The organism is Pseudomonas sp. 14A (genome assembly GCF_018132745.1).
In the GTDB taxonomy this organism is placed as follows: Bacteria; Pseudomonadota; Gammaproteobacteria; order Pseudomonadales; family Pseudomonadaceae; genus Aquipseudomonas; species Aquipseudomonas mercuritolerans.
This window is the reverse complement of the sequence record NZ_JAGRQJ010000003.1, coordinates 53,759-74,420: the sequence shown is the minus strand read 5'-3', so window position 1 is coordinate 74,420 and position 20,662 is coordinate 53,759. Positions and strand designations below refer to the sequence as shown.

The following is a 20,662-nucleotide window of genomic DNA, read 5'->3' as shown; positions in this document are numbered from 1 at the left end:
GCGAAGCCTGGATCCCTCAGTTCAAGGAGATACACATGAAGCGTTCTGTACTGTTAGGTCTGTTCGTTACTGCCTCGATGATGGCGTCCACTTCGTTCGCCGCAGACAAGCCTGCCGATCTGTGCGATGCCAATATTCAGACCATTCAAAGTGGCAAGGCGCAGTTGTCGTCGAACCCAGAATTGAGCCAGCGCGCTGAAGCCAGTGTGACTAGAGCTCAGTCGCTGAAGGCCGAAGGCAAAATCGACGACTGCGTTGCCGAAACCTCGCAAACCATCGTCGAACTGCGCAAAGCCACCGGCACCAACAACTGATCCATATTGACGGGCCAACCTGCGGGTTGGCTTCGTCGGCAGATTGACGTACACTGTGCACGCTTGTTGCCCGATCAGATTCACCGGGCAATGAGTTCGGGGCCGTTTAGGATTCGACGCCGGTTGCGAAACTCTAGGTGCATGCCGACTTGGTAACAGAAGTCGTAAATCCACTGTTGCAACTACTTATAGTTGCCAATGACGACCAATACGGTGTTGCTCTCGCTGCTTAATTGCAGCTGACAATGCTCCTGGTACCTTCGGGTCCAGCAATCATCAGGGGATGTCTGTAAACCCGAAATGATTGTCATATAGAACAGAATCGCCGTGCAGTACGTTGTGGACGAAGCGGCTAAAACTTACACAACTCGCCCAAAGCACCCTGCCCGTCGGGTCGCTGAGGGTTAACTTAATAGACACGGCTACGCATGTAGTACCGACAGCGGAGTACTGGCGGACGGGGGTTCAAATCCCCCCGGCTCCACCAAATGATCAAAAAAAGACGTCCACGGACGTCTTTTTTTGTGCCTGCGATCCAGTAAATACGTGGCTTCCAGCGCTTTTGCGGTCTTTTGAGAGTTTTTGAGTTCCAGCCATTCGGGTATTCCAGGCGGTATTCCAGCTCACCCGGTGCTAATCTTTGGAATACCGAATCAGTGCTTGAGGACAATCTCATGCCTGCTCAAAACCTCCGCCTCTCCGATCGACAGCTCAAGGGAGTCAAACCCGCGTCCAAGGATTACGTCCTTACAGACGGTGACGGTTTACAGCTCCGCGTACGCAGCAACGGCTCGTTGCTGTGGAATTTCAACTACCGCGAACCGGTGACCAAGAAGCGCATCAACATCGGCTTCGGGACCTATCCTGAACTGTCACTGGCCAACGCACGAAAGATGGCAGTCGATGCACGCGAGCTGCTCGCCCAAGGGATCGATCCTAAGGTACAGCGCAATACGTTGAATGAAGCCAAACGCGCAGAAACGGAACACACCTTCGAGAACGTGGCCACCGCCTGGTTCGAGCTCAAGAAAGACTCGGTCACCCCGGCCTACGCCGAGGACATCTGGCGGTCGCTCACACTGCACGTGTTCCCCGATTTGAAGACGACACCACTGACGAAAATCACCGCGCCGATGGTGATCGGATTGCTTCGTCCAATCGAAGCGAAAGGCAGCTTGGAGACGGTGAAGCGCCTTAGCCAGCGACTAAACGAGATCATGACCTACGGCGTAAATTCCGGCCTGATCTTCGCCAACCCGCTCACCGGCATCAGGGCAGTATTCAAGAAACCCAAAAAAGAGAACATGGCTGCGCTTCCGCCCGAAGAGCTTCCCGAGCTCATGATGGAGATCGCGAACGCCAGCATCAAACGCACGACCCGCTGCCTGATCGAATGGCAGTTGCACACGATGACTCGCCCCGCCGAGGCGGCAACTACTCGCTGGGCAGACATCGACTTTGAAAGGCGTGTCTGGACTATCCCTCCAGAGCGGATGAAGAAGCGCCGTCCGCATAGCATCCCGTTGAGTGATCACGCTTTCGCCCTGTTGGAGTCACTCAAGCCTCACAGCGGCCATCGCGAATATGTCTTCCCGGCAGACAGAAATCCGAGCACACACGCCAATAGCCAGACCGCCAACATGGCGTTGAAACGTATGGGCTTCCAGGATCGGTTGGTCAGCCACGGCATGCGCTCGATGGCCAGCACCATCTTGAATGAACATGGGTGGGATCCGGAGCTCATCGAAGTGGCACTGGCGCATGTCGACAAGGATGAGGTACGCAGCGCCTACAACCGAGCCGATTACATTGAGCGTCGGCGACCGATGATGGCTTGGTGGAGTGAGTACATCCAGAAAGCCGCGACCGGTAGCCTTCTCGCGTCTGCTTACGGCCGAGTCCGCTAGAACCAGGGAGATGCAATTGCGGTACGCCCTCCCTGAAAATGCACTGAAACGCAATCAGGAGAATCTGCTGGGCGGTTAGCAACTAGGCTTTATAGCTGCGCCGACTCAGCCTACAATCCGCTTCCCAGGCAGGATGGCAATCAGCCATATCCTGAGCGCCTGATCACCTCTCGCATTTCTCACTCTAGCTCAAGGAAGTAGGCTGTCGATGTCAAAATTCAAACGCGAACATAACTACGGCTATCTGAATTTTTTCGAGATTGAGAAGAGTGGGCTTTATCGAGTCCAGAGAAAGTCAACAGGTGAGGAGATAATCTCCAAGAATTTTGGACTAGGGACCACCGAGGTGTTTCGCGCCCTTGCAGCCTGGGTCAAAGGAAGAGGATTTAAGGAAACAGCGCCCTGGCCAAGTCAAGGTGACTCTGGAAACGATCCAGTGATGTGTTACTGCCGAGAGATCAAAGAGTTTCCGAACGGCGATTTCATGGTAGTACTGTGGAAGCACGATCCTACCGACACAAAAGGGTTCAGAGGATTAGAATTAGGCAGCGATGGTAATCCGACAGGGAATTACATTACCAATGGCGCATCAAGCACCGGCGAGAACTATGTATGGGGCCACCCATGCTATTACTGGATCGTGCCTAGCAAGAACTCAGTAGTTTCTATCAAGTTCGATGACTCTAAATGCGATTCCGAGCTCATGCAAAAATGGGTTAATTACTGCGTCAGGTACCGCCTAAAATTCCCTGGGTACAATTCACGCCAACCGGGCGAATCAGAAACCCGAATTACCTTTAGCACTCCTCAGAACCCGGAAACATACAACCTTCTATACCGCTTCAACACCAACATCAAAATATTTAAAACCAGCGAAGAATACCTCGAACAAATATGCGAGTCCACTAGATACATGCTGTTGCGTAACGAAGTAGTAGTTAGCGACGGCGCGAAAAATCTAGAAATGAATACTGCAATTTCCACACGAGACGGACTTGACAAAGCGAACATTGAAATGTTTGGCTTTTTCCAAGCGTTTATGGAAAAGTTCTTCCCTAGCCAAAAGGGATCAGACGACAACGTCAGGAAAGTGGAAATCAAGCTTGAGGCCACACCAACGTTATCTCAAATTAAAGAGCTGATGACATATTCGTCAAGCTTCAGCGAAGGAAGTTGGGCTGATATAATTTTTATTGACGAAAATGAAAATAGCACATCTATTAAACATCACCGTATCGTGGAACGCGTTATCCTACCACCGACCATCGATGCTTACAGCTGCGACCAGCTCTACAAAGTAGTCTCTGAGGCGCGGGCCTCCTATTTACCTTTAGCAGACATACCCGCAACTGCAGTTGAACCTCAAGAGCTAGCTTTCGGTACTAACGGATGAAAGCCATTGCCGCTTGCTTCATAATTCCGATAATTTTGCTTATCTTCGGAATTGATATTGACAAAGAACTTAGCCCCACCATACTCGGCCTACTTGTAGGAATTGCAGGCGCAATTTTCACAATCATGAGTATCTGGGTGGCCTTTTTATACCCCAATGTCTTGAAAACGCTTAAAGGTGAAAATTTAGTCAATGTAGACTTCTCTGCTGGCGGGGAGGAGACGTTACGGCTAAAGGAAATAATAAGTGTTATCGTGCAATCAGCAACCACAATGATATTGTCGATTATCATTATGGTAGTGATGTCAATACATCAAAAGTTTGGTTTCACATCCCAATTAGCAATACTAAAGGCCTGCCAGTTTGGGCTTGTATTTATTTCCGGACTGCAAATCTGCGCGTTGATCAGCACAATACGTATCAATCTTTCATTTATGGACGCCCTGGAAAATCAACGAAGCAAAAGAGCCAAAGACTGGGACGTATAGTGCAATCAATTTAAACTTCGAAGCAGTGGCCAACAACGAGATTCTGCAAGACATTTCGGCTTCAATATTTTTTATTGAATCAGAGCATCACAAACCCTACGAATGGCCTAATTTGAATTTTCGTAGCCTCATGCGTACCCGCGGGTCCATCCAAACAGGGCTGCAAAGCCGCCCTGTTTGGATGGACCTCACCTAAAAAGATCAAAAGCACCACATCTGCCACTGGGTGCTACGGGGTCCCGTACACGCCCAATGCCATTTTCAACCACAAAATCCAGCGGGCGAGTCGCTTGACCCCCTCTGATTGCGGGCGTAGAAAAGACAGTGCAAAGGCTGTCGTTGACAGCACCCTAGGTGACCCGAGCCTTCAAGGTCACGCCGCTCTCGCGGTGGTTCTCCCCAAAGGCGATTCGCATCCGGCAGCTCGCCCGGTCACTACCCATGTGATGGATGCTCTTACACATATAGCGCTCGTGCGCCAGATACACCGTACCTCGCTGCCCTGCAGCAACCTATCCGCTTGGCCGAGTATTGCGCCAACCTGTGCCCGTCTCTTTCTTCTGGAAAGAGACGGGCACTTCTACCACTGCTGCAGCCCTGATCGCACATGGCTTTGCGGCATTCCCCCTCGTGACAATCGGCGTGACAAACGCCGATGTCACCAGCAACAGCGCTGTAGATGATGGTGCCGCAGACCAAGGAATGGACTGCACCTGACTGACAGTCAGGCATGCCCCGGTCATCGCATTGCTGCGTTCACTCGGCTCAGGATCTTCAGGCGCTGGTTTAGTCAGCCAGCGCTGCCTCCACCCGCCCACCGGTAACGGTGCTCAGGAGGCCAGATCATGAGATGCCCTTGCTCCCGGTTGTAAGGAGCCGCCAGTCCCGCGTAGAGGACATTCCCCACAGGTCGCAGGGGCCTTGATCCCTGATAACACTCAGCATTCTTGGCGGGATGACGTGGGGCGAGAATCGGAGAGCGGCTGATGAGGTGACTGACATGGCATTGGTGGGTAGACGCGATGGCCGCAATTTCGGCTATGGCAGGCAATTGAGCTATGCAGGGCCGCAGGCGCTGAAAGACATGTTCAGCGGTGGCCACTACGGTACGGTCAAGGCGCACAGTGATCGATGGCTGGCATTCGTGAGGTGGTGCCGCTCCGAACAGGGGCCCGGTATCAATGATGCCCGGCAGATTGATCGGAAAGTGTTGGCCGACTATGCGGCGTATCTGCGTGAAGTGGTTGGGCGCGGTGACCTCGCCGTCAGCACCGCACAAAATCGACTATCCAGCGTTAACAGGACCATGGCAGCGCTTCGCGGTGATCAGTACGTGAAATTGCCCAGCCCAAGCAAGGCGCTGGGAATGCAGCGCACCGGAGTTCGACAGTTGGTACCACAAGGCCAAGACCGAAATCAGGTTAAGCAGATCGTCGATGCGCTGTGCAGCCATCATTATCTACGCGCTGCCGCGATAGTTCTCTTGGCGCGAGCCACCGGCATGCGCTTGCGTGAGGCCATCTTGGCTGACCTTCCACGGCTAATCCGTGAGGCTAACAACCAGGCCAAGATTAACATTCAAGATGGCACTAAAGGTGGCCGCTTCGGCGCCTCAGCGCCACGTTGGATTGCGGTGGACGATAATGTTCGAAATGCGCTTGAGTTTGCACGGCTAGTGTCGCCTGCAGGTAGCCGCAACCTGATTGCGCCACACGAAAGCTACCTGAATCTTCTGCAAGAAAGCATCCGCCCGGCGCGGGACATCCTGCATACACACAACCTCAAAGGCTTCCATGAGCTACGAGCGGCGTACGCGTGCGAGCGTTATGAACAGATCACCCAACACCGCGCGCCAATCAACGCCAGCCAATCTTGCCAGGTAGATAGGCATCTTGATCGTGAGGCCCGAAGGCAGATCAGCTACGAGCTTGGGCACGGCCGGATCGACGTAGTTGCTGCCTACATTGGTGGACGGACATGAGCAAGCCATTCGATATGGAGTTATTCATGGCCGGCGTGCTGACCGGATCGCACACCACGCAGCGACGCCATTTGCGGCAGGCGAGAATCATCCAAGCTGAAATCTCAGAGCGCTGGCAGCGACAGACGCCTTGGGCTTGGCAGAAAAAGCATGTCACTTGGTTTCTTGAGCATCGCCTAAATCGACGCAGCGAGGCAACGCGATATCACTATTTGCTGACCGTTCGGCTTCTTGCTCGTCGTTTACAAAAAACATGGGGGTTCAATCTCTGAATACACTTGTAGGGGGCATCAAGCCCTTCAGTGAACATCGGGATTACTTCTTCCTGCTGACAGCCCCCAAACTCGCAGCAACAGCCAGAGCGCCAATATAGAATGGAACGCATGGAAGTCGAAGGACGCCTTGTAAGCCTGGGATGCGCTCTATGGATAACACCATCCTCAACGATCACGTCTGGGATCCTGAGTTGGTTGAAGTGGTGCTGGCCATGTGGACAAGGACGAAGTCCGTAGCCGGTACAACTGAGCCGGCTACATCAAACGTAGACGCCCCATGATGACCTGGTAGAGCGAGCAGATCCTACAGGCCGCTACCAGAAATCTTTCGGTAGCGGATATCACGAAATGTCAGGACAAAAAAGCCGTGTAAATACGTTGAGCAGATAGTTGAATGCATAGGCGATTTGTAGAGCACTACGATTCAACCATGGGGATAGAAAAGCAGCTACTCCTCGCTCCTACCCGAACTCAAGCATGCCTTGACATCGGCCAAATGCACCTGCGTGAAATAGAGGGTCGTCACATCACCACCCAGCGCTATCTCGATCTCATTGCGTACAGCCGCGTCGACGAGATCGCACATAGAGTCTCGCTGTCCATTGGCGTACAAGTATGCGGCTGCGTGATTTGGGCAAAGAGCAAGGTAGGCCTCTCGGTAGCGCTTGGGCGCGTTAACCACTATCTCCACAGCCTCGAAGTAGTAAGCCCCTGTAGGTAACTTGAATGGGAGTTCGTCCTTGCAGGCCTGGCAAATCATTTGTCCGTTTGAGTTGGTGTACTGATCAGCGAGATAAACCTTCGCCGCTGCCTTTGCCTCTGCAACTCCCAATTGCACAGATCGCTGCCGCTGCTCGGAAGTCTTTTCCGGAGTCTTCGCTGCCTCATCCCCTATACGCTGCTGGCGAAGCTCAGAATTACGAACCAGCCGCTCCGGAAGCTCGACTGACTCAGGATGGCCCTTTTCCAACTCAGCCAAGATGCGCACTCTCTCATCCTTTGGAAGCTTGGCAAACTCAAGGGCGTCTTGCAGGTCCTCCTCTGACTTGAACCCGAGCTCAGCTCGGTGGGTCGCACGAATAGCATTATCAGCGACGCGTCTTTTGCCTTCTGCCCCAAACTCGACAAGTTCAAGCCATTTGAACCCGGCATCGACCGGGAAGCCCTCCGGTAATTGGGAGGAGTTTGCAGCACTTGGCTTGACGAAGTTACCGTCTTTCTGCGGAACCCACGCCAGGTCTCGAAGCCAACAGATAAGCTGCGAATTAGAAAAACGCGCACCACTGCTCTCATTCTTTCTATAGCAAGCTTGCAGCACACGAGAGTTCGCGCGACACATTGCCGTCCACACCAACCTTGCCCCTTCGACCGTGTTTATTTTCAACATGTCGTAGGCACGCTGAGTTAGCGTGAAGTCACGATTTATGGGCGACGTATATCTCTCGCCGGCGACTTGAATAAGGTAAGAGTACTTTTCATTTTCCTTACATTTTGTCTCGACGTAGAGCCCTTGAAACTCTCGTTCAACACCTGCAAAATCAAAGAATCTGACCAGCTTGTCGAGCTCGATTGATTGATCCTTGTACCACGCACTAAGTGGCCATCTCCTAAAGCCGTCGTCCTTGATCGATTCATAGAAAGTGCGAAGCCCAGTATTTACGAATGGTGCGTCCAAATATGCACGCTTTGCCTGGCCCCATTCAAATTCGGGATCGTCAATCCGGAATAGATATGCTTCGGCCATCTTCTCTCGGCTTTGCGGATTCTTATCAGCAAATGTCATCAGCCGTTTAAGGTCTGCTAGGTAGACCTTGTCGGAAGGTATCTCTCCTTCCTGGCCGTACCGAGACTGGAGAAGAAGCGTGATCTCCTCAAATTCACCGGGCACTCTCACTCCTATGTTGGTGAGGAACTTTCGCGCCTCTGACTGCTGCCCTCTCCTTGCTCCTACAGTGAACACACCCTCATCGACGCGCGGCAAAGGATCCTTCGCACTGGCTGGGCCAGTCTGAAAATATGACTCACCCGGCAGACGGTAAGTACCGTCCACCATACGAACTATCTTAGTTTCGTCCAGCGAGAAGTAGTCGTCTTCTTCCTCGCAGTACTTGTTCAGAATGGCATATAGCGCTTGATGCCACTCGAGTGACTTGGAACCCAGCCACTTCATTGCCGCTGGATCCACCCGCGCATCGAGCCAGGTGTACTGGGTAACGCGCGCACGGGCCTCAAAGAAATCCTTTAGATCCTCGGCATCCCAAATAGGAATGCTCAAACTGCTCAGAAACTTGTCCTGGTTCTGATTTCTCTGGGTTGCACCGATGACCCATGTTGGTTTGTCTTGCCGCTGGGTCACAAAGGTAAGGTCTTCATCCGAAAGTAATGATTTGATCGATGCTCGTGACTGCAATAGCCGTAAACCGGGTGCAAAGCCTCCGGCGTAAGTAGGCACGAGGGCTTCAGACTTCATTTCGTCTACAACGGCCGTGCGAATCACCTTGTATCGGTCTGCCAACGAGTCATCGTTGTTCGGAAGCACGGCAAGTAGGTCACCAGTTAGAAGTCCCATGTCCTTTATCGCATGGAGGGTCCGCGCAGTAAGCTTCGCAAGCTGCTCGATTAGCGGGGTGTTCTCCGGAGAGTTTTTGATGCTTGCCCGGCTTAGCTCCGGGATGAAGGGGGCATGGAGGTGAAAACGAAGGCCCGAGGTCTCCTTATCCGCAGGGAAGAAGACTGCAACCTTTCCCTTGACCGCGGGAACGATACGCAACTGCTCTGCTAGCGGCCTAGCAGGGTCAAAGGAGCGTTGCTCACCACGGAAAGCCAACTCGAATGCGACAGCGACCTTCTGGTGCTCAACACCATCAACCGGGGCGGTGAACTGATGGACGTTCTCCACAGAAGCAGCGAATCGAAGCCAGTGCGAGCTGAAAACGTCACGACCATCAAGTTGCTTAAGTACCTCAATGTGCGATTCTGAGTGCTCATGCCGTATTACGGCACCGTCCTGATTTCCAATTTCCCACCGAATGAGCTGCAGATTGCTCAGGAAAAGGAGTGTTGTATCTGAGAGCTGTTCAAGACCGGACTTGACCTCTTCATAGGCCTCACTGACGTTCTTCTTAGGGTTGTTGAATGGAAATTCGAATCGCGTTTTTGCGCCTAGGTCGGGACACTGATGCACTGCCTGGGGCATCACCAGTTTCAAGATTTTGAAGCTGTAGTCCCTCGAATAGATAATGGGTGTCTCGGTGTAAACAAACACCGACTTGAACCCGACGCCGAACTTGCCTATCCGATCAGGGTTGTTCTTCTTGCTACTGTTGTGGATGCCGGTGATCGCTCGAATGTCGACCTCATTAAAATGTCGGCCACCGTTGTGCTCGAAATAGCATGCGTGGGGCTCTAGCTCAAACCGGACCTCGGTAGCCCCAGCGTCTTCTGCGTTCTGAAGGAGTTCGTAAATGAAATGAGCTTCGTCTGGGTAGAAGTCTTCGAAGATGCTTAGGTTGATGTCCCCCTGATTGGCCTCAATTCCGTCAAGGAAGCGCTGACGCTGCTCGGCAAGCTCCTTCAGAAAGTTCATGCTGGCCTCCGGACTTCCAGAATACCGAATACAGCGGGTGTAGCTCTAATGTCGCCACTTTCAGCTGCCTGACGTAAGGCGGCGATGCGCATGTCAAAGTTGACTTGCCCGCGCTCTAGCTCGGCCTGCTTCATCACACGAATTTTGTCATTCGTGGCACGCCCTATCTGCTCTTCCAACAAGGCCTTACGAGCTGTAAAACTGGCTGTTAGGCTCTGAATTCGCACGCCAACAAGCTGACGGTTGTCCTCGGAATGCTGTGTCGACTTTGCCAGCCATAGCTGGTGATGGACGCCGTCGAGTTCATCCCAGACTTGCTGCGAGGGCACCTCAACGTCGGGTTCGTCAGTTGCCCCTTGCAATAGCTCCAGAAGTGCCTCTGCGACGGATGCTTCGGCAGCTACAGGCACCAACTCTTCATCTCGTTTCACTCCCTGCCGATGCCAGCGGTACAGCGCAAACGGATGCCTTCCGGCAGGCAAAGTCTCATGCATGGTTGAAACCTTGACAATAACTGCCTCGGATTCTTCGAGGAAGACCGCCGCCTGGCGGAGCAACGGGTGTCCTAGGGAAAGGAGCACAGCTGAAGGATTCTCGACAGCACACTCTTGCTCAAATGTGACCTGCAGCGTTGGCACAGTCCCTTTAAGCCACCTGTCCCATCCTCGATGCATCGGGTCTGTTGAACGAGGAAGCTTGCGGAAGTCCTCCAGCAGTCTGACGCGGGCCTCCTGACTAAGACGCAAGGTCTTCAGAGACTTGTCCCCTAGCAAAAAGTCCTGTTCCTTGCCAAGAAGTCGACTCAGGTAGGAAGCCACTGCACGGCTGAGCGCGTGAGGTTCAAGCCAGTGGTTTCGAGCCTGCGCCAGGCGCTGCTCCCAGCTCGCGGCGGCAATGTTAAGTCCGAATAGCTCACCCTGACGCTCTTCAAGGCGCTGCTCTTCCTCGATTTGTCGGATCTTGTTGTCCGACAGCTGCTGAAGTTGCTGGGCACGCTCCTCTTCGCTCAGGCTGAAGGTCTCGGCAATGCTGTGAAGCTCTCGCGTAATGTCGCCCAGAATTTCCTCGTTGCCGCCAATGGCGTGCTGGAACACTCCGATGCGAGACAGGCAGCGGTCATAGATTTCCGCGTCAATCGTCCCAGGAGTGACCAGGTTGAAGATGCCCACCGCTTCGCTTTGCTGCCCGTAGCGGTCTATACGCCCGATGCGCTGCTCGATTCGCATCGGGTTCCAAGGCAGATCGAAGTTAATTAGGCAGTCGCAGAACTGGAAGTCTAAACCTTCACATCCGACCTCCGAGGACAAAAGCACATCGATTGCGTCTTCGTCTGCCTTCGGCAAGGAGAAACGGCGGCGCAACATCGCGCGGTCCTCATCGGAGACTCCACCATGTACCAGGCCAAAGCGGATGTCGGCCGCTTTCAGCTTGCCAACAAGGTAGTGAAGGGTGTGCCTGAAGGTACTAAAGACCAGGACCTTGTTGCGAGGCATGGCCAGCTTGTCGGTGACCACCTGCATGAAAGCTTCTGCCTTCGGATCCTTCGGGTCCAGGCGCCTGGCCCGCTCAACAAGCGATTCGATGTCACCGCGAATTTGATCCACGAAGTCGAAGGAGCGCTCTTCAACATCTTCGCCGTCATCCTCAGCTTCGAGACGGGCCAGCTTGCCCTGGAGAATGTCCTCAAGAGCGGGAGCCAAACCGTAGAGGCTGCTCGCAGCCTGCCGACTGACCGTGCTCATCATGAACTTGACGTTCTGATTGCCATGCAACCGGGCGAAAATGCGGGCGATGACGGAGAGTAGATCGTCGTGAAGAGACTTTTGGCTTGGGGTGAAGTCAGTGGTGACCGACTCGGCCTTACGGATAGTGAACTCACCAATGTCGCGGCGCCTGGTGCGATTGATGAGCGAGCTGAAGGTGTAGAGGTCTTCCAAGGCCTGGATGGTTTTAATGCGGGCCGCGCCGTCCTCGGCCCCTTCGGCCAGTCCATCATAGATGTGCTGAAAGCCTGGGTTCACTGCGAGCACCTCGCGCCCCCAGGTAGTGCTGACAACACCACGAAGTTGCTCTCGCACTTCCTCTGTCCATCCTGAACTTCCCCGGCGGCAAGCCTGAATGCCGCTGTTGATAAACTGATTAGGCTCAGCCATCTGGTTAAAACTGGCCGGGTCGATGATGACGTCGGGTCGCAGGACATTGAGCAGTGTGTAGAGATCTTCTCGGCCGAGCTGCACCGGGGTGGCCGAAAGGAACACCACCGCATCCGCATTATCGGCAAAGTAGCGCACTGCTTGGTGGAGAAACGTGTCCGCGTTGCGGATGTGATGCGCCTCGTCGACGATGACCAAGTCGAACTTCGGTGGGGGATCCAATTCCAGCAGTCCAAGGTCTCGCGACTTCCCTTTTCCAGATTTGCCAAAGAGCAGGTCGCTGTCGAACAGCGAAGTCGGCAGAATGACCTTCTCGTACTGGGCGGGCCACTCGCCACTGAGGTGTGTTTCCTTGATACAGTGGCGAAGCAGTGAGCCGTTGAACGGAACGAAGTGTTCATCGAAGCGCTTCATCTCCAGTTCCCACTTGCGCTCGGCTACCAGGGCCTTCGGGCATATGACGAGAACGGACTTGATGTCGCTACGGGCCTGCAACTCCTTGAGGATGAGCCCAGCCTCAATGGTCTTACCCACGCCAACCTCGTCTGCAACGAGCAGGCGGGGTTGGTCGGCTCGAATGAGCTTGAAAATCGGTCGATACTGGTACGGGACAAACCGAACGCGGCCGGAGTTCAGCGAGTAAAGCGTGGAGGCTGAAGGCGAAGACAGTTGCACTGCAGTGAGCATTGCCGAGAGCTCAATCGCGGTCAGAACCTTATGACTATCGGCTGGTTCATCCAATGCTTGGAGCTGGCTTTCGTAGTAGATCTGCCTCGCCCCACCCTCGAAGACACGATAGCGGGTCTCTGCTCCTACGCTGGAAAGTACCTCCAGAACGGGGAACACAGCGCCAGGATTCGAGCGTAAGCAGAGGAGCTGTCCAACTGAAAATTTGTGCGTCGGTACAGATGTGGATGCGGCACTACTTGCAGGCAGGGCGGCCTGACCTGGCCCTGATGAGGGTGCGACTGCTGACGCTTGAGATGGCGGTGTCATTCTGGACAGTGTGGCCTGCTTAAACTCTTCGATCCGGCTCAGGAGCGCGTCACCAGCTTTGATGACGTAGAGGAACCGCTGCAGGGTGTCTGCGTCTCTATAGGAATCAGAGACACTCAAGCCCCCTGCTGGTGAATGAGCCCACCGGTTGCGAACACTCTGCAGCTCTTTGATCCAGTTTCGCGCTTCTCTCGGGAGAGATTCGACCCCGGCCAATTCACTCCAATTCTGATCAAGCACGCGAAGGACGGCGGCCAGGTCAAGCCCCAAGAGAGACTGGATTCGCTTTTCCGCAACGAGTCGTTGCTGTTGAAAGGTCAAACGGTTGACGACATTGTCGATCCACCAATTTGAACCTAGCGCTGGAAGCTTTGCCTCCAACCAACGCGCTATCACTCCTCCCGACGCATGTAGCAGCTCGTTCATCCCTGCCCCTCAGAAAACGTTGTCATTGATATCCACAGTCAGCCAACTGGCTTGCTGTCGCGAATTCATCTGGAGCCGTGGCTCATATAATCCAGCTATCCTCAAGCATGTTAGCTGAGTTAACCGGAGCAAATGAATCTATCGGGAAAGCGTCCATTCGCAACGTATCCGTTCAACCCATCACCTCGTAAACGGATACGCTTGGTGCATCTTCAATATTTCTGCGCACCCACGAGCTATGCACGATTACATCATTGCAACACGTTTCAACTTAAAAACATTTCAACCTACATAACTGTCACCACCACTGTAAAACTGCCCCCTGACGCCAAGCAAATTTGCCCCTTGGGCGATCATGATGGCTTTGAGATGCCGAGATGTTGACCAAGAGCAGTTAGTAGAAACCAAGGTACTGACCTCTCAAGGCCTCGGCATCAAAACCTTCATGCGCCCCCTTGGCGTGTCGATACGCAATCCAGTGATTCACTTCGAGATACTAGTAGGGCAGCAGATGCAGGTCGATTTCACCACCATTCGTAGAGGCCGCACCCCTATGAAAGCGTTTGTCGCGACACTGAGTTACAGCCGCGCGGCCTTCGCTCGTTTCGACGGGGTGCCCAAGGAGACGCTGTTCGACAACGCCAGCGCGATATCTTCATGGCGCGCGATACCTACGATAACGGCCTGCATCGCCGGGATTCTCGTCTCCTGACGTTGGCCAATGCGTACGGCTTTAGCCCGCGTGTCTGTCGACCCTACCGGGCCGAGACAAAGGACGAGATCAAACGTTTCAACAGCTACCGCAAGAGCAACTTCATAACGCCATTGGCCTCTCCCTCAAGAGCGCGGGCTTGGCGCTAGACTTGGGCACCGCCAATGCGCACATCGGGCGCTGGCTCGACGAAGTCGCCTACCCGCAGATTCACAGCACCACCGGTGTGGAGCTTGTGGTGCATCTGGCCGAAGAGCGTAACAACCTTCTGCCGTTGCCGGCAGTGACCAATTCACCATCACTTCTCAGGTGTAAGGCAACGAAGGCTGGCTTCCACCACTGCTGATCGCAATGGTGGTGGAGTGTTGGATCTTCGCCCGATTGCAAAGCACCGGAACAAAAACCCCAGAATGAGCACAGAAAAAGCAGCATGGGCAGCCTTAGCCGCTCATGATGCGGGTTCGCATTTCTTTTTTGTGCCTGCCGTATCAGGCCAAGCCGAAATAACGCTCAAAGAATACCGTCAATTTTCCTAGCACTGTTTGCTTCTTAGCCGCATGCCCATTGCCATGAGAGAACCGCGATACCGGCGGCAGAATCTTGGTGATAGCCGTACCGGCCGTCGGGACAGCGCCATTACGGAATGCATGTTCAACGAACTCACGTGCGGCCTCGGCGTTGAGGTTTTCCTCCGTGATGATGCCTTCCAGCTCTTCGGTCTTCTTGGCCGCCATGAAGCTCTGCCACTGAACGTCCACCTTGGCCTTAGTATTGACCGACTCCACGAACTGAACGATGAGGTCCTTCTTGTTGCGCAGGCTGGGGCTGGAGTTGATGGCGCGTTCGATGGTGGCGCGAATTTCCTTGTCTTCCCCCGTGCCCTTTTTCTTCAGGTACTGCTCGACCAGCAGCAGGATGTAATCGACGTTAACTTCGACCTGCTTGATCAACTCGATCTCGAACACCACATCGTCGTTAATCGACTCCTTATCCGCTTCGGACGTGATGCGGAACTCGGCATACAGGTTCAGATAGACGCTCTGGTAATCCTGATACTGCCGCTCGCTGAGAATCTTGTTCCCAGCAAAGTCGTCGAAGGCCGTCAGGATATTTTTCAGCCGCAGGATCGAGCCAAACAGCTTGATGAACGCTTTCTGCACCGCCTCGCCGACGATGGCCTCCCCCAGGGGGAATTTGTCGAGCAGCTCGCCGACTCGGGCTTGGTATTCAGCATAGTACTCGGCGTAAGGCTTCAGCAGCACGATCCCTTTGGCGTCTTTGTTACCAAACAGGGCAAGCGCATCGTTAGTTTCCTGCTCCAGATTGCGGAAAGAAACGATGTTGCCGTAGGTCTTCACCGAATTAAGGATGCGGTTGGTGCGCGAATATGCCTGGATCAGACCATGCGCCTTGAGGTTTTTGTCCACCCACAACGTGTTCAGCGTGGTGGCGTCGAAGCCCGTCAGGAACATGTTGACCACGATGACCAGGTCCAGCTCGCGCTTTTTCAGGCGCTGCGACAGATCTTTGTAGTAATTCTGGAACTTGTCCGCAGAGGTATCGAAGCTGGTGGCGAACAGCCCGTTGTAATCCTTGATCGCGGCGTCCAGAAAGTCCCGCGATGTCTGATCCAGCCCCTCTGCCTCAAACTCTTCCTCACCAAGCAAGCCGTCTTCGTCGTCCTCATTGGCAGCAAAACTGTAAATCAACCCGACCTTGAGCCGTTGGGCCTCAGGCAGCCCCTGCTGCTGCGCGGCTAATTCAGCGTAGTAACGCTTGGCCGCATCAATCGAGGTACATGCAAGCAGCGAATTGAAGCCCGCCACTCGCTTGCCGTCATGACGATAGGTGCTGTCACGCTTGGTCTTCTGATCAAAATGCTCGCGGATATAACCGACAATCTGGCTGATGCGCTCTGGCGCCAGCAGGGCGCGCTCGGTGTCGATGGCCGATACCTGCTTGTCCTTAATCCGCGCCTGCATCTTGAGAGTATTTATGTAGTCGATGCGAAACGGCAGGACGTTCTTGTCGTTGATGGCATCGACGATGGTGTAAGTGTGCAGCTTGGCGCCAAAGGCCTGCTCGGTAGTGCGGCGCAACGGGTTGCCGCCGGTTCCCGAATTCTTCGCAAAGATTGGCGTGCCGGTAAAACCGAACAGGTGGTAGCGCTTAAACACGCGGGTGATTTCGCTGTGCATGTCGCCGAACTGGCTGCGGTGGCACTCGTCGAAAATCACCACCACATGCGCGTCGTACACCGGATGCTTCTTGTTCTTGCCCACGAAGCGCGATAGCTTCTGGATAGTGGTGATGATGATCCGCGCGTTCGGGTCTTCCAGTTGCTTCTGCAGCACTGAGGTCGAGGTATTGGAGTTAGCCGCGCCTTTCTCGAAGCGCTCGTATTCGCGCATGGTCTGGTAGTCCAGATCCTTGCGATCGACCACGAACAGCACCTTGTCGATGTCCGGAAGACAACGAGCGAGCTGGGCAGCCTTGAAGCTGGTCAGCGTCTTGCCCGAGCCCGTGGTGTGCCAGATGTAACCTCCCGCCGCCACAGTCCCCAATTGCCGGTGGTTGGTGGAGGTGGCAATGCGTTGCAGGATGCGCTCAGCGGCCACGATCTGATAGGGCCGCATCACCAGCAGCTTGCGATCCACATCGAACACGCAGTACTTGGTGAGCAAGTTCAGCAATGAATGCTTGGCAAAGAAGGTCTTGGTGAAGCCCACCAGCTCGGTGATGGGCTGGTTAAGCGCGTCGGCCCACCAACTGGTGAAAGAAAAGCTGTTGGAGGTTTTGCTTTTGCTGCGCTTGCCGGACTGCTCCTTCAAGTGTCCGTCGCGTACGGTATTGCTGTAGTACTTGGTCAGCGTGCCATTGCTGATCACGAACAGCTGCACGTACTCGAATAGGCCACAGCCCGCCCAGAAGCTGTCGCGCTGGTAGCGATTGATTTGGTTGAAGGCTTCGCGGATATCCACCCCGCGGCGCTTGAGCTCGACATGCACCATCGGCAGGCCATTGACCAGCACTGTCACATCGAAGCGCGTAGTGTGTTTGCCGCCGTGCTCGCCGGTTGGCGTTTCGTACTGGTTGATCACCTGCAAGACGTTGTTATGGATATTGGCCTTGTCGATCAGGTAGATGTTCTTGCTGCTGCCGTCATCGCGCTTCAGGACCTGGACGTGGTCTTCCTGCAGGCGCGCAGTTTTTTCCAGAATGCCGTCATTGCTACTAGCAACGCAGGTCGCGAAGAAGCCCTGCCACTCGGTGTCGGAAAACTCGATATTGTTGAGCTGCTCCAGCTGGGCTCGCAGGTTGGCGACCAACTCGGCCTCCGAGCTGATCGGTAGGTATTCATAGGCCTGACGCTGCAGTTGCTCGATAAAGGCACTCTCCAGCGCCGCCTCGCTCTGGTAGCCAGTCTCGCGCACACCCAGCGCATCCGGCAGAAACTCGGCAACCACCGTGCTCTCATTGGAGAGTGAAATGGCCTCGTAACGATAGGGCTGGATCTCTATGCTCATGCGGCTTCCTTGAAAGTGAGCAAACGGTCGCGGTAGTAAGTGTACTGCTGACGGCGAGCGGCAATCTCGGCAGGCAGGCCGACGGAGATGTCATTTACCAGCGCATAGAACTTGTCGAGGATTGCGACGATGCGCTCTTGCTCTTCGAGCGTTGGGACTGGGATACGGATCGTGGAGAAGCCGCCAATCAGCAAGGTGTTGACCTTGGTACGCGCTACGTACTTGGCCTTCCCAGCAATGAATGAGCTCGTTTGCATGCAGTAGGAAACGAACTTCGGATTCATCGAATGGCGGAAGGCGTAACAGTGATCGTGGATCGCAACATCCTCGGTGCCAACCCAGGCCACGGCCTTACCAACATCCTCCACGGTTTCTCCTACGTCAGTAACCACGACATCACCGGGCTTGGCATAACGCAGTGAAGCGGCCATATCCGAACGTACATGCGAGATGGCCGATTCTGCGGCCGTACCGTAGCGGGTGTAAATCTCGCCATAGTGGATACAGGGCACGCCATCTTCGACGTAGTCAGCCTTGGTAAAACGTCGCCCCCGGATGAACTTGCCGAGCTCGGCCATTGCGACCCAGCGAATATCTTGATCACTGAAAGCGAGCAAGGCGTCGCGATAGTACCGGTACTGCCTGCGCCGCGCCTCTAGCTCTGCCTCCAACTCCGCACCAAGCTCCGCCTCAAGCCCCATGAACGTGTCTAGCACTTTCACGATCTCACTTTGGACTTCGAACGGCGGGACAGGAATACGAAACGCTTTAACCGCACCGTCCGTGATTGCTGGATAGCTTGCTCCACGCTGATTGACATCGACATAGCTATAGAAGCTTTCTGTCCCGAGGAGATGAAACAAAAAACTGGGCAGGAGCAAATCAGCTTTGGGACGAAGAACGCAGTAGCCAGTGCTGCATATTTGCCCGTCGTATTCAGCTGGGACTAGGCAATAGCGTTTGAGCATCGGTCTTGTCGTGCCGAAAATAACGTCGCCTACACGCACGATTTGCTGTGCTCGGCTCGGCGCGGTTTCACTATCGATCGTCTCTGTGTTAGCAATAGCGGAGGTATTTCGATCAACCGAAGTCAGATCGATGTACTGGAATTCCTGACCTGCGACATCCTGCCACCGAATATTCGAGGCTCGCTCAAGCAGCTCACCTATCTCTTTGAACTCCACCCCCTCCGGGCAAAGCTCAGCGATCATGACCTCAATCCGGTTCATGGTTTTTTCTTCCCGGTAATTTTCTTCTGCACCGTCTTCACGGTTTCCGGATAGGCCGCTTCCAGATCCGCAACGACGGCGTCGATCTGCTTTCTCAACTCCGCTTGCCGGGTAACGATGCCGCTGATTTTTTCATTTAGCTCACGAATATCCACCGCTTCACTGGTGTCGGCCTGCTCAACATAGCTTGAGACGGCGATATTGTACCCGTTGGCGGCGATGTCGCCGTTCTCAACCATATGTGCGAAATGGTCGATGTTCTGGCGACCGGTGAATGCGTCGAGGATTTTCCGCTGGTGATCGAGCAGCAGCTTGTTCTTGTTGCCACCGCGCACGAACAGGCTCGAGGCGTCAATGAACAGAATGGCGTTGTCGCGTTTAGACTTCTTCAGCACGATGATGCAGGTCGCGATGGGGGTGCCGAAGAACAGATCCGGCGGCAACTGGATAACGGCATCGACGTAGTTATTGTCGATCAGGTACTTGCGAATCTTGGCTTCCGCACCGCCGCGATAGAGCACGCCAGGGAATTCGACAATGGCAGCCGTGCCGTTGACCGCCAGCCAGCTGAGAATGTGTAATGTGAAGGCCAGGTCGGCCTTGCTCTTGGGCGCGAGCACGCCGGCCGGAGCGAAGCGCGGGTCGTTGATCAGCAGCGGGTTGGCATCACCCTCCCATTTGATCGAGTAGGGCGGGTTGGAGACGATGGCCTCGAAGGGCTCGTCATCCCAGTGCGCCGGGTCGGTCAGCGTGTCACCGTGGGCGATGTTGAACTTCTCGTAGTTCACGTTGTGCAGGAACATGTTGATCCGGCACAGGTTGTAGGTAGTAAGGTTGATTTCCTGGCCGTAGAAACCCTGACGTACCTTGTTGTGCCCCAGCACCTTGGAAAAGCTCAGCAACAGCGAGCCGGAGCCGCAGGCTGGGTCATAAACCTTATTGACCTCCTTCTTACCCACCACCGTGATGCGGGCCAGCAGTTCCGAGACCTCCTGCGGGGTATAGAACTCGCCACCGGACTTGCCGGCGGTGGAGGCATACATCTGCATCAGGTACTCGTAGGCGTCGCCGAACAGGTCGATGCTGTTATCGGCAAAATTGCCCGAGCTGTTGCCCAGCGGCAGATCTCCGATAGCATCGAGCAGCTTCACCAGCTTTTCGTTGCGCTTGGCCACGGTGGGGCCGAGCTTGCTGCTGTTGACGTCTAGGTCATCGAACAGCCCCTTGAAGTCGTCCTCGCTACCTGCGCCCAGCGCCGAGGCCTCGATGTCCTTAAACACTTTCGACAGGGTTTCGTTGAGATTCGGGTCATGTCGGGCGCGCTTGCGCACGTTGGCGAACAGTTGCGACGGCAGGATGTAGAAGCCCTTTTCCTGAACCGTTTCGTAACGGCCCACAATAGCGTAGGCGTCTGCCAAATCGCTGTAGTCAAAATCCGCACTACCCGCGCGGCGCTCCTGTTCGTTGAGGTAGTTGGTCAGGTTCTCCGAGATGAAGCGGTAGAACAGCATACCGAGCACATAAGTCTTGAAGTCCCATCCATCGACGCTGCCACGCAGGTCGTTTGCGATGCGCCAGATGGTTTTGTGCAGTTCGGCGCGTTCAAGATCTCTAGTGTTGCTCATAGGACGGTAATCACTCTCAGTTTTCGTGTCGCCGGATGACTAACCCATCG

The 20,662-nt window shown here is 54.5% G+C and carries 11 protein-coding genes, 1 other RNA gene and 2 pseudogenes; 9 read left to right on the top strand and 5 right to left on the bottom strand.

Features of this window, described 5'->3' with window-relative positions:
• The first annotated feature begins 35 nt into the window (after nt 1–35).
• The 8 genes and pseudogenes from PS14A_RS03005 to PS14A_RS26560 all read left to right on the top strand — a co-directional run.
• Nucleotides 36–314: a hypothetical protein gene (locus PS14A_RS03005; protein ID WP_130910771.1), complete on the top strand. Its 279-nt coding sequence runs from the start codon at nt 36–38 to the stop codon at nt 312–314.
• 98 nt (nt 315–412) lie between these two features.
• Nucleotides 413–801: a transfer-messenger RNA gene (gene ssrA, locus PS14A_RS03000) on the top strand.
• A 187-nt stretch (nt 802–988) separates the two neighbouring features.
• Nucleotides 989–2,221 carry an integrase domain-containing protein gene (locus PS14A_RS02995; protein ID WP_212615286.1) on the top strand — a complete coding sequence of 411 codons (1,233 nt, stop codon included), beginning with the start codon at nt 989–991 and terminating at the stop codon, nt 2,219–2,221.
• 208 nt (nt 2,222–2,429) lie between these two features.
• A complete protein-coding gene (locus PS14A_RS02990) occupies nt 2,430–3,614 on the top strand; it encodes a hypothetical protein (RefSeq protein WP_212615285.1) in 1,185 nt (394 codons plus the stop codon).
• On the top strand, nt 3,611–4,102 hold the full coding sequence (locus tag PS14A_RS02985; protein ID WP_212615284.1) for a hypothetical protein: 492 nt from the start codon (nt 3,611–3,613) through the stop codon (nt 4,100–4,102). The genes PS14A_RS02990 and PS14A_RS02985 overlap by 4 nt, the downstream gene beginning before the upstream one ends.
• A gap of 1,000 nt (nt 4,103–5,102) precedes the next feature.
• Complete coding sequence (locus PS14A_RS02980; RefSeq protein WP_212615283.1) at nt 5,103–6,083, top strand: integrase domain-containing protein; 981 nt, start codon at nt 5,103–5,105, stop codon at nt 6,081–6,083.
• Nucleotides 6,080–6,355 (top strand): hypothetical protein, encoded by a 276-nt coding sequence (locus PS14A_RS02975; RefSeq protein WP_212615282.1) that lies wholly within the window; start codon nt 6,080–6,082, stop codon nt 6,353–6,355. Before PS14A_RS02980 ends, PS14A_RS02975 begins: the two co-directional genes overlap by 4 nt.
• Nucleotides 6,346–6,731 (top strand): annotated as a pseudogene (locus PS14A_RS26560) (integrase); the annotation flags it as partial. The gene PS14A_RS02975 and the pseudogene PS14A_RS26560, both read left to right, overlap by 10 nt.
• Nucleotides 6,732–6,806: 75 nt before the next feature.
• On the opposite strand, the gene PS14A_RS02970 reads toward PS14A_RS26560, so the two are convergent.
• Entirely contained in the window at nt 6,807–9,944 is a 3,138-nt protein-coding gene (locus PS14A_RS02970; RefSeq protein WP_212615281.1) for a hypothetical protein, read from the bottom strand.
• A complete protein-coding gene (locus PS14A_RS02965; RefSeq protein WP_212615280.1) occupies nt 9,941–13,519 on the bottom strand; it encodes a helicase-related protein in 3,579 nt (1,192 codons plus the stop codon). The genes PS14A_RS02970 and PS14A_RS02965 overlap by 4 nt, the downstream gene beginning before the upstream one ends.
• Before the next feature lie 475 nt (nt 13,520–13,994).
• Here PS14A_RS02965 and PS14A_RS26555 point away from each other — a divergent pair.
• A pseudogene (locus PS14A_RS26555) lies at nt 13,995–14,511 on the top strand (IS21 family transposase); the annotation flags it as partial.
• Nucleotides 14,512–14,719: 208 nt separating this feature from the next.
• Here PS14A_RS26555 and PS14A_RS02950 read toward each other — a convergent pair.
• The 3 genes from PS14A_RS02950 to PS14A_RS02940 are packed head-to-tail and all read right to left on the bottom strand — an operon-like array spanning nt 14,720 to nt 20,612.
• Nucleotides 14,720–17,758 (bottom strand): type I restriction endonuclease subunit R, encoded by a 3,039-nt coding sequence (locus tag PS14A_RS02950; protein ID WP_212615277.1) that lies wholly within the window; start codon nt 17,756–17,758, stop codon nt 14,720–14,722.
• Nucleotides 17,755–18,987 (bottom strand): restriction endonuclease subunit S, encoded by a 1,233-nt coding sequence (locus PS14A_RS02945; RefSeq protein ID WP_212615276.1) that lies wholly within the window; start codon nt 18,985–18,987, stop codon nt 17,755–17,757. The genes PS14A_RS02950 and PS14A_RS02945 overlap by 4 nt, the downstream gene beginning before the upstream one ends.
• Complete coding sequence (locus PS14A_RS02940) at nt 18,984–20,612, bottom strand: type I restriction-modification system subunit M (RefSeq protein ID WP_212615275.1); 1,629 nt, start codon at nt 20,610–20,612, stop codon at nt 18,984–18,986. The genes PS14A_RS02945 and PS14A_RS02940 overlap by 4 nt, the downstream gene beginning before the upstream one ends.
• Between the last annotated feature and the right edge of the window lie 50 nt (nt 20,613–20,662).

Excerpts from the sequence above, each read along its gene's own strand:
- PS14A_RS03005 (WP_130910771.1), top strand. The coding sequence starts at position 36 with ATGAAGCGTTCTGTACTGTTAGGTCTGTTCGTTACTGCCTCGATGATG.
- PS14A_RS02995 (WP_212615286.1), top strand. The coding sequence starts at position 989 with ATGCCTGCTCAAAACCTCCGCCTCTCCGATCGACAGCTCAAGGGAGTC.
- PS14A_RS02990 (WP_212615285.1), top strand. The coding sequence starts at position 2,430 with ATGTCAAAATTCAAACGCGAACATAACTACGGCTATCTGAATTTTTTC.
- PS14A_RS02985 (WP_212615284.1), top strand. The coding sequence starts at position 3,611 with ATGAAAGCCATTGCCGCTTGCTTCATAATTCCGATAATTTTGCTTATC.
- PS14A_RS02980 (WP_212615283.1), top strand. The coding sequence starts at position 5,103 with ATGGCATTGGTGGGTAGACGCGATGGCCGCAATTTCGGCTATGGCAGG.
- PS14A_RS02975 (WP_212615282.1), top strand. The coding sequence starts at position 6,080 with ATGAGCAAGCCATTCGATATGGAGTTATTCATGGCCGGCGTGCTGACC.
- PS14A_RS02970 (WP_212615281.1), bottom strand. The coding sequence starts at position 9,944 with ATGAACTTTCTGAAGGAGCTTGCCGAGCAGCGTCAGCGCTTCCTTGAC.
- PS14A_RS02965 (WP_212615280.1), bottom strand. The coding sequence starts at position 13,519 with ATGAACGAGCTGCTACATGCGTCGGGAGGAGTGATAGCGCGTTGGTTG.
- PS14A_RS02950 (WP_212615277.1), bottom strand. The coding sequence starts at position 17,758 with ATGAGCATAGAGATCCAGCCCTATCGTTACGAGGCCATTTCACTCTCC.
- PS14A_RS02945 (WP_212615276.1), bottom strand. The coding sequence starts at position 18,987 with ATGAACCGGATTGAGGTCATGATCGCTGAGCTTTGCCCGGAGGGGGTG.
- PS14A_RS02940 (WP_212615275.1), bottom strand. The coding sequence starts at position 20,612 with ATGAGCAACACTAGAGATCTTGAACGCGCCGAACTGCACAAAACCATC.